General features: G+C 68.2%; 12 protein-coding genes. 8 read left to right on the top strand and 4 right to left on the bottom strand.

Features of this window, described 5'->3' with window-relative positions:
* Positions 1-7: 7 nt before the first annotated feature.
* Both AC1DO7_RS05825 and AC1DO7_RS05820 read right to left on the bottom strand, forming a co-directional pair.
* Positions 8-1,486, bottom strand: a complete 1,479-nt coding sequence (locus AC1DO7_RS05825; protein ID WP_441649997.1) for a M81 family metallopeptidase — start codon at positions 1,484-1,486, stop codon at positions 8-10.
* An 81-nt stretch (positions 1,487-1,567) separates the two neighbouring features.
* Positions 1,568-1,894, bottom strand: a complete 327-nt coding sequence (locus AC1DO7_RS05820; protein WP_441643451.1) for a nucleotide pyrophosphohydrolase — start codon at positions 1,892-1,894, stop codon at positions 1,568-1,570.
* 166 nt (positions 1,895-2,060) lie between these two features.
* On the opposite strand from AC1DO7_RS05820, the gene AC1DO7_RS05815 reads away from it, so the two are divergent.
* A complete protein-coding gene (locus AC1DO7_RS05815) occupies positions 2,061-3,125 on the top strand; it encodes a helix-turn-helix transcriptional regulator (protein WP_441649996.1) in 1,065 nt (354 codons plus the stop codon).
* Between the two features lie 9 nt (positions 3,126-3,134).
* On the opposite strand, the gene AC1DO7_RS05810 is transcribed toward AC1DO7_RS05815, so the two are convergent.
* Positions 3,135-3,899 (bottom strand): hypothetical protein, encoded by a 765-nt coding sequence (locus AC1DO7_RS05810; RefSeq protein ID WP_441649995.1) that lies wholly within the window; start codon positions 3,897-3,899, stop codon positions 3,135-3,137.
* A gap of 3 nt (positions 3,900-3,902) precedes the next feature.
* Between AC1DO7_RS05810 and AC1DO7_RS05805 the strand changes: the two genes are divergently transcribed.
* Entirely contained in the window at positions 3,903-4,226 is a 324-nt protein-coding gene (locus AC1DO7_RS05805) for a hypothetical protein (RefSeq protein WP_441649994.1), read from the top strand.
* Here the strand turns inward: AC1DO7_RS05805 and AC1DO7_RS05800 are convergent.
* Entirely contained in the window at positions 4,127-5,929 is a 1,803-nt protein-coding gene (locus AC1DO7_RS05800; RefSeq protein ID WP_477115874.1) for an NERD domain-containing protein, read from the bottom strand. The genes AC1DO7_RS05805 and AC1DO7_RS05800 overlap by 100 nt on opposite strands.
* 216 nt (positions 5,930-6,145) lie before the next feature.
* Here AC1DO7_RS05800 and AC1DO7_RS05795 point away from each other — a divergent pair, with 216 nt between their 5' ends.
* From AC1DO7_RS05795 to AC1DO7_RS05770, 6 genes are all read left to right on the top strand, one after another.
* Positions 6,146-8,239, top strand: a complete 2,094-nt coding sequence (locus AC1DO7_RS05795) for an AAA family ATPase (protein ID WP_477115873.1) — start codon at positions 6,146-6,148, stop codon at positions 8,237-8,239.
* Between the two features lie 171 nt (positions 8,240-8,410).
* On the top strand, positions 8,411-9,382 hold the full coding sequence (locus AC1DO7_RS05790) for a helix-turn-helix transcriptional regulator (protein WP_441649991.1): 972 nt from the start codon (positions 8,411-8,413) through the stop codon (positions 9,380-9,382).
* Positions 9,379-10,917 (top strand): DUF262 domain-containing protein, encoded by a 1,539-nt coding sequence (locus AC1DO7_RS05785; RefSeq protein WP_441649990.1) that lies wholly within the window; start codon positions 9,379-9,381, stop codon positions 10,915-10,917. The genes AC1DO7_RS05790 and AC1DO7_RS05785 overlap by 4 nt, the downstream gene beginning before the upstream one ends.
* Positions 10,914-13,094, top strand: coding sequence for a DUF262 domain-containing protein (locus AC1DO7_RS05780; RefSeq protein WP_441649989.1), 2,181 nt, complete (start codon positions 10,914-10,916; stop codon positions 13,092-13,094). Before AC1DO7_RS05785 ends, AC1DO7_RS05780 begins: the two co-directional genes overlap by 4 nt.
* A gap of 29 nt (positions 13,095-13,123) precedes the next feature.
* Positions 13,124-13,951 (top strand): SIR2 family NAD-dependent protein deacylase, encoded by an 828-nt coding sequence (locus AC1DO7_RS05775; RefSeq protein WP_441649988.1) that lies wholly within the window; start codon positions 13,124-13,126, stop codon positions 13,949-13,951.
* 154 nt (positions 13,952-14,105) lie between these two features.
* The coding region (locus AC1DO7_RS05770; RefSeq protein WP_477115872.1) for a hypothetical protein at positions 14,106-14,672 on the top strand (567 nt) is incomplete at its 3' end.

Here is a 14,672-nt window from a genome sequence, read left to right as displayed (position 1 = left end):
GGTGCACCTATGGCTGCCAGTGCGTGGCCATATCCATCGGATACACCGGCCGCGCCAGCCGCGCGAACGGAAACTGCGCATAGCGCGAACTGGTGACGCCGCCGCCGTCGCACTCCACCACCGCGCGGGCGATCGGCACGAACACCGGCCGGCAGTACATGCGCGATTTCAGCAGCAGGAAGCGCTGCGCATGCGGGTCCACGCCGATATGCGTGAAGATGCCCAGGTCCCAGTGCTCCTGCGGGGTTTCGGTCACCATCACCTGCGCCGCGCCGGTATCGAGCAGCACCGTGCGGCCCATGCGGATGCGCTGGCCGGTATAGGTGGGACCCGAGATGACGTACTCGCCATCGCTGATCGCGGCCACGCGGCCATCCAGCGCCAGCGGCTCGCCCACGATGCCAAGCTGGTCCAGCGGCACCTTGTTGCCTACCGCCAGCGACACGCTGGCGCCCACGCCGGCCGCAAGCAGCGCGGCCACCGCCTGCGGATCGCACACCGGCCCGGCCGCGATGCCGGACAAGCCCTGGCGCAGCGCCTCGCGCAGCACCGCCATGTCGTCGCAAGTGCCGCCCGACATGCAGTTGTCGCCGTGATCGAGCAGCAGGACCGGCCCGCTGCCACCGGCCGCGGCAAGCTGCGCCGCACGCGCGATCGAAGCGGCCAGCGGCTCGCTCTCGTAGACGAAGCCCGCGCGCTCCTGCCAGATCTGCGCCGCGATCCGGTCCGCCGCGGCCTGCGCGCCGGCGGCGTCGTCGCCGACCACCAGCACGCTCAGGCACGGCGCGGCAATGTCCGACAGCCCGAAGCCCGCCAGCACGGACACCGCCAGCATGCCGTGCGCCTCTGCCTGGCGTGCCGCCGCCACGGCGCGCTGCATGGCGCCTTCGCCGGTATTGCTGCGCAGCGTGTGCGTGACCAGCGGCAGGCGGCGCCATGCCAGGGCGGGGCGCGTCTTCTCCCGCAGCATGCGCAGCAGCAGGCGGCCGGCATGCTCGCCGGTCTCGTACATGTCCACGTGCGGATAGGTCTTGAAGCTGACCGCGATATCGGCGTGGTCGATCATCTTCTGCGTCACGTTGCCATGCAGGTCCAGCGCCACCGCGACCGGCGCATGCGGCAGCACCTCGCGCAGCCGCGCCAGCAGGTCGCCTTCGCCGTCGTCGCTGTTCTGCGCCACCATCGCGCCGTGCAGGTCAAGCATCACGGCATCGCACCCCCGCGCCGCGCCGACGATGGCGTCGCACAAGGCCGTATACGCGTCTGCCGCCACGCGCCCGCTCGGGTTGGCGCCCGCCGACACCGGCACCACGATCTCCGCGCCCGCCGCCTCGGCCAGGTCGATGAACGCGCCGATGGCCGTGCGCGTGCCCTTGCTGGCCCGGTAAGCCGCCTCGCCATAGTGCGGATGGAACGACGACAGCGGCGTCGGCACCGGCGAAAAGGTGTTGGTCTCGTGGTTCAGGCGTGCAATCAGGATCTTCATGGCGTTGCGCTGCTCCGGCCGGGCTGAGGGAGGTACGGGAGATAAGGGAGATAAAGGAGAAGAGGGCGACGAAAGGTTGCCCTATTGTTCCTTCGCCGGATACTTCAGTGCATTCATCTCCATCTTTTTCTTCACCGCGGCATCCAGGTCCACGTTGAGCGCGTTCAGCAACTGCGACAGGTAGATCGCGATATCCGCCAGTTCCTGCTCCACGTGTTCGCGCTCGTCGGTGGACATGATCTCGCGCGACTCGGCTTCGGTCTTCCACTGGAAGATCTCGACCAGCTCGGCCGCTTCCACGCTCAGCGCCATCGCCAGGTTCTTGGGGCTGTGGTACTTGCCCCAGCCCCGCGCCTCGCCGAATTCGCGGGCGGCCTGCTGGAGGTTCTTGGTATCGATCAGGATCATGGTGGTCTGCTGCATGCGATGAAGTCGAACGGTATTGAACCACGCCTGCGCGGCACGGCCCCGCCCGCCCCGGAAAGCCCGAGTGCCCTAGCATGGCATCTGCGCAAATCATGCGCAGATCCGCTACGATAGCGCCTCCCCAAAAAGTGAATAGGCGGTAGCTCAGATGGCGACCTCGGCGAACTGGCCCCGGCTCGAAAGCGATATCCTGTCCTGCATGCCTGCCCGGCCGGAAGAAAGGATCTTCTCCGGGGAGCTGATCGCCAGGGTGCAGAATCTCCACGGACAGCAGGCCCCGCAGCGCGACACGATCATCCGGGCGCTGGACCGGATGTGCGACGACGGCCTGGTCGGCAAGGAAGGGCGCTCGCGCGACAAGAAGTGGTGGCGCACMGGAAGGAAGGCGATCCCGGGCACGGCGCGGCGCCCGCCGCTGGAACTGGCCATCGCCCTGCTGACATTGCAGCGGCATGCGCCCAATCACCTTCCCAGCCATGTCACCAGCCAGCTCGAGGACTATTTCGCGGGCGCCGCCAAGGTCTTGCAGGAGAGCCCGGTGGATCCCACGCTGGCGGTCGCGCGCGCCTGGGCAACCAAGACGGTCCGCATCGACGCCGGCTATCCGCTCAGGTCGCCTCCCATCCGCGAAGAGATCCTCGACGCCATCCGCCAGGCGCTGTATGCCACCCGCGTGCTGACGGTCTGCTACCAGAACTCCCGCCTGGACAGCGACAAGCCCGCCGAGTATCCGGTCGTGCCGCTGGCGCTGGTCGAGCGCGGGCCGGTGCTCTACCTCGTCGCGAGCCGCATGCGCAGCAACCGCAGCTTCAAGCGCTACCAGCTCCGGCTCGACCGCTTCGTGTCCGCCGTCTGCACCGACATGCCCGGCGAGCCCGACCCCGACTTCGACCTGGATGCCTATGTCCGGCACAACCAGTTCTTTTCCTTTTTCCCGGAAGCGCCGGTGCAAGTCGAGCTCCGCGTCAGGGAGGATGACGAGATCAAGAGCCTGTTCCGCGAGCAAAAGCTGGCCGATGACCAGGAGATCCTCGAGGAGGAAGGCGGCTTCCGCCTCACCGCCACGGTCATTCCTTCCGTCGAATTCCGCAACCTGCTGATGGAGCGCTCGGCCCGGGTCGAGATCCTGTCGCCCCTGCACCTGCGCCGTGAGATCGCCGAGAACCTCCGCCAGGCATGCCTCGCCTATGCGGACGTGCCTGGCGCGGACTAGCGGCCGCGCTTACAGCGCCGGCACGCAGTCCGCCGGCCACGGATAGGCGATGGTGATGTCGGCCGCCAGGTCGAGCGAGCCGGTGTTGCGCCGGTACGCGCGGATGCGCTGCAGCAGGTGCGGGTTGAACGAGTCCACGTGGTCCATCACGTGCGCCTGCGCCGCCACCAGCAGCCGCGCCGGCGCCGAGTAGGAGCGGTTGACCGCCGCCCACACCACCGAGACGATGCGCTTGCACAGCGCCTCGCGGTTCTGGTCCAGTTCCCTGGCAAGCACGCACAGCGCGTTCATGGACGCCAGCTCGTGGAAGCCGGAGCGCTTGCCGGCGTCGGGCTCGAGCAGCGGTTCGATCGAGGTCCGCGCCACGATGCCGAGCGCGGCCGCAAGGCTGCGCTCGCCGGCCAGCACCCAGCAGCCGACGCGGTCGGCCGGCAGATGAAGGGTCGACCCCAGCACCACGGCGATCTCGCTGGTTCCGCGCCTGCGCGCCCGGCGCATGGCATCGACCGGACCCATCGCATTCCAGCGGGCACCGCCGAACACGCCGCTCAGGCGGGTCGCATCCACCAGGTGGATGACGAGGTCGGGACGCGGCCTGGCCTGCTCGTCCACCGTCCACTCGAGCCGGCCTTCCAGCGAGGGCAGGTCGGGCAGGAGCCCCGCGGCTTCCTGCGCGGAGAATCCCCAGCGGCGCAGCAGCACGCGCTGCGGCTTGGCTTGCGGTCTGGCGATGATGTTCCCAAGTGCCGAACCCGGAATCGTGACGACTTGCATGGCTTGCTCTCCAAAGCTGCTGAGGAGTGCAGTTTCGCCACGCATCTGCGCATCCGGTGCGCAGATCCGCAATCAATATGCATTCTGTTCCAACCCACCGAGAGAACGGAGAACAGCATGAGCCGGGAAACCCTGAGAGACGCCCACTCCCATGTCATGGGCTACATCGATACGGATGCCAGCGGCGCGCAGACCGCGCGCGACAGCCACATGCATTTGCTCGGACGCTACGACCCGCAGCGCGACGTCACGCGCGACGCGCATGCCCGGCTGACCGGCAGCGGCAACCAGCTGGCCGCACTGATCGCCCGCGCGGCGCACCGCTGAGGGGCCGCCGGCATGTCAGCTCGCGCGGCCCGGCCAGCGGTATTCGCAGCGGTTCGCAGCGGTATTCGCAGCGCTACAGCCGCTCGTACAGCAAGCCCGCCGCGCGCTCCGACAACACCAGCACCAGCTTCATCGTCGCCCGCGTCGCACCCACGAACAGCCGCCGGATCTCCTTCTCGCCCATCGGATTCGAAGTCGATCTCGGCGAACACGATGGCCGGCGCGGACTGCCCCTTGAAGCGGAAGACGGATTCCGCCAGCACATCGCCCTGCGAGTACACCGGCTGGCCCTGCGCGTCATAGCCGCCGGTAAACGAGCGCAGCTTGTTCGGGCCGAGCTGGTCGTAGCAGAGCAGCCGGGACGTCTCGCGGCCCCGGTAGCTCAGCAGCACCACGTCCTGCTGCCGGAAGCCCGCGGAGTAGCACATGCGCATGCCGTCTTTCACACGATCGAGCAGCTCATGATCCTGGTAGACCAGGAATTCCACGTCGGCCGTGGAGATGGGCGCCGTGGCTTCGATCTCCACCTCGGGCGGCAACAGCGGCTGCAGCAGCTTCACCACGGGGCGCGGGCTGCGGAAGTTGCTGCGCGCACGCAGCCGCACCCAGCCGGGCAGCTCCGCCGGCGGGTGCCCGTACAGGTTCTGCATCGGGTCTTCCAGCCAGATCGCGCGCGCCGCCGGCGCGGCGTGGCGCAAGACCAGGTCGCGCCACTGGGGCGCGAAGTCCTGGCCTTCATCGACGATCACCGTGTCGAAGACAAAGCCGGGTGGCACCACGAGCCGCTCCACATCGGCGACGAGCCTGGCGAATGCATCCGRCTGCGTGAAATCCGGCACGCCGCCGTGGTGCCTGAACACCAGTTCGCACAGCATGTGGAACGTGCAGGCGAGCCCGCCCGCCGGCGCGATGCGCGCGAAGTGATCGGCCAGCGGACGGTTGAAGCAGACATAGAGCGGACGCTGCCCGCGCGCGATCGCATCGCGGTATTCGGCCAGCGCCAGCTGCGTCTTGCCCGAGCCTGCCGTGCCGGTCACGCGCAGCCGGAACGGCTCGATATCGAGCTGCCGCGCCCAGTGCGCCAGGCCACCCGAAACCCGCGTCACCAGCGAGCGTGCCTGGCCGATCAGGGCGCTCACGTCGGTCTCGAGCTGGATGGTGTCGCACAGGAAACGATGGACCCGCTCCGCCCCGGGCTCGGCCTCGCCCTCCGGCAGGATCGCTTGGATGATCTGGCAGAGTTGCGCGCGCCGGTCCGCGTCCACGATGCGCTGCGGCGACAGGCCCGCCGTCACCGGATTGCGCACCGTGTAGTCCGGGCAATACAGCAGATGCTCGATGAACACCGGCTGCCCGTTCAGGCTGCGCATCAGCTTGCTGCGCAGGCCATCGGCCGTGCGGCCCATCTGCACCGAGACCACCTTCGAACGGGTGCCGTAGTTCTTGACCAGCCCCTCGGCGGTCTCCTCGAGGAAGCCGCTCTTTTGCTCGATGATGAGCAGTTGCCCCGCGCGGTTGACCACGACGAAGTCGATCTCGCCGTAGATCGCATGCACGTTCGCCACGTTGGTCCAGTGCACCGAATGGTAGATCGTGTAGCCGTCGGGAAGCCCGGCCGCGAGCACCGCAAGCGTCTCGAGCTCGCGCTGGACCGGGCCGCTCGCCTCCATGGTTTCCCAGCCGTCTGGAATCACGCGTGCCACTGGACTTCTCCCCTGTCTCTAAAGCGCACGAGGATAACCCACCGCCGCTGGCGGCGCGCGACGCCGCCTGCCCGCTCTGCCTCATTGCGGCTGGCAGCGCGGCTTGCGTGCGGCGGGCGTTCGCAATCCGCCCTTGCGACAACTTGCGTCGCCGCAGCGATGCGACACAATCTGACGCACCCCTGCCGACAATGACCCCATTCGACAGGAGAACCCATGATTCTGCGCCGCCGCCCGTCCCGTTACTCCCGCATGACCATCGAACTCGCGCCTTCGGTGCGGCTCTGGCTGCTGCGCGTGCTGGTGCCGCTCGGCGGCCACCGGGAATTCGTCCAGCGCGGCGGCTTCAGCAACGACACGCTGGCCGAGATCCTCGGGCTCGACAAGTGGATCGATCCGGAACAGGGCGACTTCGATCCCAAGGCCGTGCGCGCGGCGCTGCGCAAGCAACACCAGGAGGCCGAAGACCAGTGCCGCGACGCCAGTCTTCCCGCCTGCCTGAACGGCAATATCGCGCGGCTGGCCGAGCTGGTCGGCCTGTCCGAAACGGACTGCCGGATCCTGGCCTTTGCCGTCATGCTAAAGAACGAACGCCTGCTCGACGACACCGCGGACCTGCTCGGACAACTCTCGTCGGCCAAGGTGGTCCACGTGCTGGCCGCGCYGCTGGACCTGCCGGATGCGGAAGTCCGCGCGGCGTTGAGCACGCAGGGGGTGCTGGCGCAGTCCGGCCTGGTTTCGGTCGACCGCGGCAGCAGCTCCACGCTGAGCGGCAAGCTGGACCTGCTTTCGGGCAGCTTCGCCGACCATATTGTCTCGTCCGACGCGGACCCGATCGGCCTGTTGCGCGACACCGTTGCCCTGTCCGAGCCCGCGCAGCTGCAGCTCGGCGACTACGCGCACCTCGATGCATCGCTCGCGGTGCTRCGGCCTTACCTGCGCCATGCCCTGGCGTCGGGCCGCAAGGGCGTGAACATCTTCGTGCACGGCGCGCCCGGCACCGGCAAGAGCCAGCTCGCCCGCGCGCTTGCCGCGGACCTCGGCGGCGAGCTGTTCGAAGTGGCGAGCGAGGACGAGGACGGCGACCCCATCACCGGCGAGCGCAGGCTGCGCGCCTTCCGCGCCGCCCAGAGCTTCTTCGGCCAGCGCCGGGCCATGATCCTGTTCGACGAGGTGGAAGACGTCTTCAACGATGGCGAGGCCCTGTTCGGACGCAAGAGCACCGCGCAGGAGCGCAAGGCCTGGATCAACCGGATGCTGGAGGCGAACCCGGTGCCCACCGTGTGGCTGTCCAACTCGGGGGGACTCGATGCCGCCTTTATCCGGCGCTTCGACATGGTGTTCGAGCTGCCGGTGCCGCCCAGGAAGCAACGCGCCCGCATTATCGAGACCGCCTGCGCCGGCCTGCTGGATGGCCTCGCCGTTGCGCGCCTGGCCGAATCCGAGGCGCTGGCGCCCGCCGTCGTGACCCGCGCGGCCTCGGTGGTGCGCGCCATCCATGAAGACCTTGGGCCCCAGGGCGCGGCCACTGCCATGGAACTGCTGATCGGCAATACGCTGGAGGCGCAGGGACATGCCCCGCTGCGCCGGTCCGCCGCCGACCGGCTGCCGCAGACCTACGACCCGGCACTGGTCAGCGCCGACGCCGACTTGCTGGAGATCGGCGCCGGGCTGGCGCGCGCCGGTGGCGGGCGGCTGTGCCTGTATGGGCCGCCGGGCACCGGCAAGACCGCCTACGGACGCTGGCTGGCCGAGCAGATGGGCGTGCCGCTGCACGTCAGGCGGGCGTCCGACCTGATGTCCAAATGGGTGGGGGAGAACGAGCAGAACATCGCGCGGGCGTTCCGGCAGGCGGCCCAGGACGGCGCGGTATTGCTCATCGACGAAGTCGACAGCTTCCTGCAGGACCGGCGCGGCGCCAGGGCCAGCTGGGAAGTGACGCTGGTCAACGAGATGCTGACGCAGATGGAATCCTTCCCCGGCGTGTTCGTGGCCTCGACGAACCTGGTCGAAGGGCTGGACCAGGCGGCATTGCGGCGCTTCGACCTGAAGGTCAGGTTCGACTACCTCGCGCCGGCTCAAGCCTGGGCCCTGTTGTGCCGACAATGCAGTGTGCTCGCACTGGATGCGCCGGGCCCGGACCTGCAAGGCCGGCTCGCACGCCTGGGCAAGCTCACGCCGGGGGACTTCGCCGCGGCCGCGCGGCAGCACCGTTTCCGGCCGCTGGGCTCGCCCGCCGGGCTGGTCCGCGCCCTCGAGGCGGAATGCGCCATCAAAGGGGGCGCGAGGGGTGCGCTCGGCTTCCTGTGAAGCCGGTCCACGCATGGAATAATCCGCCTGCCCGCGCGGGCACGACAACAAGAAAAGAGATGCGCTCACTATCGAAGTCGAAGCTGATGGCCTTCCGGCAATGCCCGAAACGGCTCTGGCAATGCTTCACCGGCCGCAACGTGCCGGCAATCTGATCAAGCATACGAACCCATGCCGAAACGTTCCGATACGATCGAAACCGTGCTGCTGGCGCTGGAGCTGCTGCGCCGCATTCCGCGCGGGCGCAAGATATCCGCGCCGGAGCTGCACGAGCAACTCAGCAATACAGGGCACGCGCGCGACCTGCGCACCATCCAGCGCCAGCTCGAGACGCTCAGCGAGCATTTCGAGATCGAGCGCGACGAGCGTAGCAAGCCCTACGGCTACCGCTGGAAGGAGCGCGCCAGCGGGCTGGCGCTGCCGGTGCTCAACGAGCAGGAATCGCTCATGCTGGCGCTGGCCGAGCAGCACCTGCGCCACCTGCTGCCCGCCAGCCTGATGAAGTCCATGGACGGCTTCTTCCAGCAGGCGCGCGCCAACCTGGGCACCGGCGCCGCGGGCAAGCGCGGGCGCGAGTGGCTGTCCAAGGTCAGGGTGATCAGCACCACCCAGCCGCTGCTGCCGCCGAAGATCAGGCCGGGCGTGTTCGAGGCGGTCAGCAACGCGCTGTACGGCAACTGCTGGCTGGACGTGGACTACAAGAACGCCGCGGGCAAGGCCAAGGCCGCGCGCGTGATGCCCCTTGGCCTGGCCCAGCAAGGCGCGCGCCTGTACCTGGTATGCCGCTACGAAGGCTATGACAACGAGCGCACCCTGGCGCTGCACCGCATCGTCCGCGCGCTGGCCTCGCCGCACACCTTCGACAGGCCCCGCGAATTCAACCTGGAGAAATACGACGCCGACGGCCGCTTCGGCTTCGGCGAGGGCAAGCGCATCCGCCTGACCTTCCGCATCGACAAGGACGCCGGGCTGCACCTGCTCGAATCGCCGCTGTCGGCGGACCAGGTGGTCACCGAGCTGGACACGCAGTTCGAGATCAGCGCCACCGTGGTGGAGACCGCGCAGCTGGAATGGTGGCTGCGGGGCTTCGGGGAGCAGGTCGGCGATATCCGCCGCACCCAGTGCAAGGACAAGCAGGCATGAGCGAAAAAGACAGACTCACCGAACCCAGCGTACTGCGCTTCGCCGAACTGATCGGCGCGCCCGGCGACGCGCCGCTGGCGATCGACCATTACCAGCGCGGCTTTGTCTGGGGCGAGGAAAAGGTCCGCCAGCTGATCGCCGATCTCCGTGCGTACTGGCATGGCGCCAGGGACACCGCGTACTACATGGGCACAATGCTCCTGCACCGGAACGCCGGCGAGAACAAGCGCTACATCATCGACGGCCAGCAGCGCTTCACGGCATTGTGCACCCTGTACTTTTCCCTGCATGGCGAACTCCCGCCCAACACCGACCTGAACTACCGCTCGGTCGATTCGGCAACGCATATCCGCCAGGCCCTGGCGAGCTTTCGCGAGGCCAGCGACCTGCCCAAGGCGCTGTTCGACCACCTCTGCTTTACCGTGATCGAAGTGCCTGCGCAGGACCTGGCCTTCGCCTTCTTCGACACACAGAACAACCGCGGCGTGCCGCTCGGCGCGACCGACCTGCTCAAGGCCTTTCATCTGCGCGCGATCCGCGCCGACGGCCCGCAAGCCAGCGACGACAAGCGCCAGGCGCTGGAGCATGCCTGCGCCAAACGCTGGGAGACCATGCAGGTGGCCGCACCGGTCCCGCACCTGCCCGGCAAGCTCACGCCGGCGCTGTTCAACCTCGTGCTGTGGCGGGCGCGGCGCTGGCGCGGGCGCCATATCGGCGTCGAATCCCACGATGCGCTGCTGCGCGAATTCCAGCAGCGCGCGCAGCCGGCCGGCGCGGACCCGGCCCGTGTCCCGCTCTATCCGGGCCGGCACAACCGGCGCGCCGCGGCGCTGCTCACCTACCCGTCGCACAGCTGCCAGCCGGACCACCTGCCCGACGCGCCGGCAAGCCGCCCCGCCGACCTGCCGTTCTCGATGCGCCAGCCGATCCATGCCGGCACGGGCTTTTTCCTCTATGCCGACAAGTACGCCGCGCTGGTTGGCGAGCTGATGCTGGACAAGCATGCCGACGCCGAGGTTCGCGGGTTCCGCGCGCTGTATGACACGGTCGTCAGTACGCTCTCGGTGTACCTGCGCGAAGTGTTCCTGCTCGGCACCGTCATGTACGTGGATCGTTTCGGCTTCGAAAAGCTGGTGGCGTTTGCCACGTATTTCGAACACCTGCTCGGCGGCATCCGCCTGGGCCAGAAGAGCGTCGTGCGGGAAACCGCGAGGAATATCTTCCGCGACGGCCACCTGAACCTGCTCGATGTCATCGCGGGCGCGTTCGAGCCCGAGGAGGTGATCGCGTACCTGCGCGCCGATCCGCATATCGACGAAGCCTATCGCAAATATGAGAAAGAGCCGGCCGAACGCAACACGGTGCGCGGCCGCTACAAGGCGGCAGTCCTGAAACACTACACCTGCGGGCAGCAGTGCGCTGCCGATCTGACGGAGAAGCGCACATGGATGCACGCCCACATCGGATGGGACGACAGGGCCGGAGCATGGGCCGGGACATGGACCGAGACGGGGACCAAGGCGCAAGCACGATGATGAACAAAGACATGATGCCGGATTCGAAGCTGCTGACCCTCGGGAAGATCATCGAGCAACGGCTCTGCTTCGAGGTACCGATCTACCAGCGGCTCTACGTCTGGGGCACCGACCAGGTGCGTACGCTGATGGAGGACCTGCTCAGCGCCTGCGAGCGCGACACGCCGATCTACTATCTCGGCGGTACGCTGGTGATGCGCCGCGGCGACACTGACGGCGCGCCCCCGGTGCTGGAACTGATCGACGGCCAGCAACGCTTCACCACGCTGTGGCTGATCGCGCAGGTATGGGGGGAGGGCGACAGCCTGCAGTCCTTCCTCTCGGTGGAGCAGGCCGGCGTGGTCCGGCCTCGCCTGTCGTTTGCGATCCGCGATTCGGTCAATCGCTACCTGGAACAGTGTCTTCGACAGCATCAGCACGAGGCTGCGCCCGAAGGCCTGTCGCGCGCGGACGCGGATGGCCTGGCATCCCTGCTCGATGCGCAGCGCGAAATCCGCCGCTTCCGGGATGCGCTGCCCACGGGTGGCCAGGCGACTGCGCCGCACTCCGGCAATGTGGGCGGAGACGACCGGAGGCACTACCGGGTCACGCGCGAGCAATTCAACCGCTTCCTGCTTGGCAACGTCAGCATCGTCCAGACCGAGATCCCCGCCAGGACCGACCTCAACAAGCTGTTCGAGGTAATCAACAACCGCGGCATTCAACTCCAGCACCACGAGATCCTCAAGGCGCGCATGCTGCGCGTGCTCGAGACCGCCGGCGCGGCCGGCTCGCAGTCTTACGCCTGGCTATGGGATGCGTGCGCCGGCATGAACGGCTACGTGGAACGCAACCTCGCGCAGCTGACGAACCACCCGGTGACGGCGCTCTTCGCAGGTGAAATGCCCAGCGGCAAAGGCGAGGCCCTCGCGAACGCTCACCGCGTGATCGCACATCTGGACCAGATCGCAAGGCGTACCCCTGGCGGTCCCGGGGTCCAGCTGCGCTCGCTGGCCGATATCCTGCGCCCGCAAGCCACGGACGCCGCGCAGGGCCGCCCTGCCGGCACGGACGACAAGGCGGGCGCCGCCGGCGACCCGCCTGCGCAAGCCATGGACGAAGGCCGCGCCGTGCGTTCCATCTTCGGCTTCTCCGTGCTGCTGCAGCATGTACTGCGCATCTGGCTGCAGCAGGAGTCGGAGCGCCGGCACGAGGCCGTGGAAGACATCGACCGCATCGCCGACAAGGATCTGCTGGCGATCTTCCATCAGCACTTCTTCGGGCGGGAGCCGGGTCCGGATGACGTCAGGCGCTTTATCTGCCTGTTGTGGGAGGTGCGGTACCTGTTCGACAAATTCATCATCAAATGGGTGACGCCCGACAATGAAGGCGAGGTACACCTGATCCGCAAGCTCCGCCTCAACACCAGCCTGGTGCGCGACTGGGAGGAGCCCGAGTCGCTGCGCGCGTTTTCGCTGCTGCAGAGCATGCTCTACCACTCGCAGCAGATCACCACCCAATACTGGGTCACGCCGCTGCTGGCCTTCCTGCACCGGCAACAGAGCGTCACGCCGGAAACCTGCACCGGCTTCCTGCAGCACCTGGACAATTTCCTGCTGTGCACGGAGGACACCCGGCCCCTGATCGAACGCTCGCGCGATTTCCTCGGAGCCAATGCCCCCGCCGCGGGCAAGCCGCACTGCGATCTCCTGCGCGGCAGCCTGGGCGTGGGCTTTCCGCACTACTGGTTCTACAAGCTGGAATACGTGCTTTGGCATCGCTTCTCGCAAAAGGCAGGCGAGGCAGCGCTGCCGCCCGGTACGGTCATCACCGCGGAGAAGCTCAGGCACTTCCGGATCACGGCCCGCAATTCGGTCGAGCATGTGTTCCCGCAGACCCCGCCGCCCGGCAGGGAGATCACTGTCACGAAGACATGGCTGGACGCCTTCGGCAATCTCACGCTGGTTTCGCGCAGCATCAACTCGGAGTTCGGCAACAAGTCTTTCGAGGAAAAGCGGGCTCGCTTCAACGAAATGAACCAGGTAAAGCTGGATTCGCTCAAATCCGCGCTGGTGTATGCGCAGGCACACTGGCGCGACACGGACGTCGAAGAACATCAGGAATCGATGAAAGACATCCTTTCGGCCTACCTCGCAACCGACTGGCGCAAGGACGCGGGCCAGCAGGCCGCCCGATAAGCGGCTGCGCCCTGTCCACAGGAACACGCATGAATACCGAAGACGAAAACATCGAACTGGCCGCCGGCTGGATCCGCAACGCACGCGCGCTGCTGATCACCGCCGGCGCGGGCATGGGCGTGGATTCCGGCCTGCCGGATTTCCGCGGGCCGGAGGGCTTCTGGCGCGCCTACCCTGCCCTCGGCGATGCCGGCCTGGGCTTCGAGGACATCGCCGCGCCGCGCGCCTTCAAGACGCGCCCGGCAATGGCCTGGGGCTTCTACGGCCACCGGCTGGCGCTCTACCGGCGCACCGTGCCGCATGCCGGCTTCGGCATCCTGCGCCGCTGGGCCGAGAGCATGCCGGACGGCTACCGGGTCTTCACCTCGAATGTCGACGGGCATTTCCAGCGCGCGGGCTTCGACGCCGCCAAGGTGCACGAATGCCACGGTTCGATCCACGTCCTGCAGTGCACGCTCCCGTGCGCCGCGCAGACCTGGAGCGCGGACGACTTCCAGCCCGAGGTGGACGAGGCGCGCTGCCTGCTGCTCAACACGCCGCCGCACTGCCCGCATTGCGGCAGCATGGCACGGCCCAACATCCTGATGTTCGGCGACTACTCGTGGGTCGAAGAGCGCGAGGCCCTGTCGCGCGCCAGGCTCAACGCCTGGACCCAGGGGCGCGGCGACATCGTGGTCATCGAACTGGGCGCGGGCACCGACATCGCCACGGCGAGACGCTTCGGCGAACGCCACGCCGCGCGGCTCATCCGCATCAATGCCCGCCAGGCCGGCGTGCGCGACACCGGCTCGGGCATCGGCCTGCAGGGCACCGCGCTGGGCGTGCTGACGGCACTGGACCAGGCCGTTGGCCGCTGACCCTGCGCGGGCAGGAGCGCGCAGCGGTCCATCGCCCGCGGCGCCCCTGGCGACGGGCCGCCCCACACGCGCAGGGGGTAGCCGGACGGGGCGACTTCATGAATCATCGCCGGGCTCGTCGAACACCGCGCCAGGCGCAATGCAGGAGGAAAGGATGTTGAAAGAAGGCGATCGCCGGACAGTGATCGTGCAGGGCCGGCTGGCCACGCGCGAGTGGCGGCTGAAGGCTGCGCGCGAGCGCATCCACGGCCTGCAGATCATGGGCATGGAGCAGATGGCGGCGCGCCTGGCCGGCGGCTTCCTCGTGCCGGTGAATGACGAAAGCCTGCGCGCGGCCATCCAGGGCGCGCTGCCGCTCACGCCGCTGGGCGAGCTGGACGGCATCAAGGACCTGCCCGGCATGGTCGACGCCGCCGCCGACTCGCTGCGCAAGGCCTGGCGTGCCGGCATCGACCTGCAGGAACGCGCCGCCCGGCATGCCCGCCTCGCTTCCATGGCCAGGCTGGAGGCCGCGGTGCTGGCGCGGCTGCCCGCCGGCATGAAGCGGCCGACCGACCTGGCGCAGGCCGCCCTGGCACGGCTCGCGCACGCGCCGGCGCTGCTCGGCCCGGTCGACCTGGCTGGCCTGGCCGATGTGCCGCCGTGCTGGCGCGCCCTGCTGGCAGCGCTCGCCACGCGCGTGCCGCTGCGCTGGCTCGCCGGGCCGCACGCCGTGCCGGCG

It is taken from the genome of Cupriavidus sp. 05N40 (assembly GCF_056397305.1).
The sequence above is the reverse complement of the archived record's forward strand: the minus strand, read 5'-3'. Positions and strand labels throughout refer to the sequence as shown.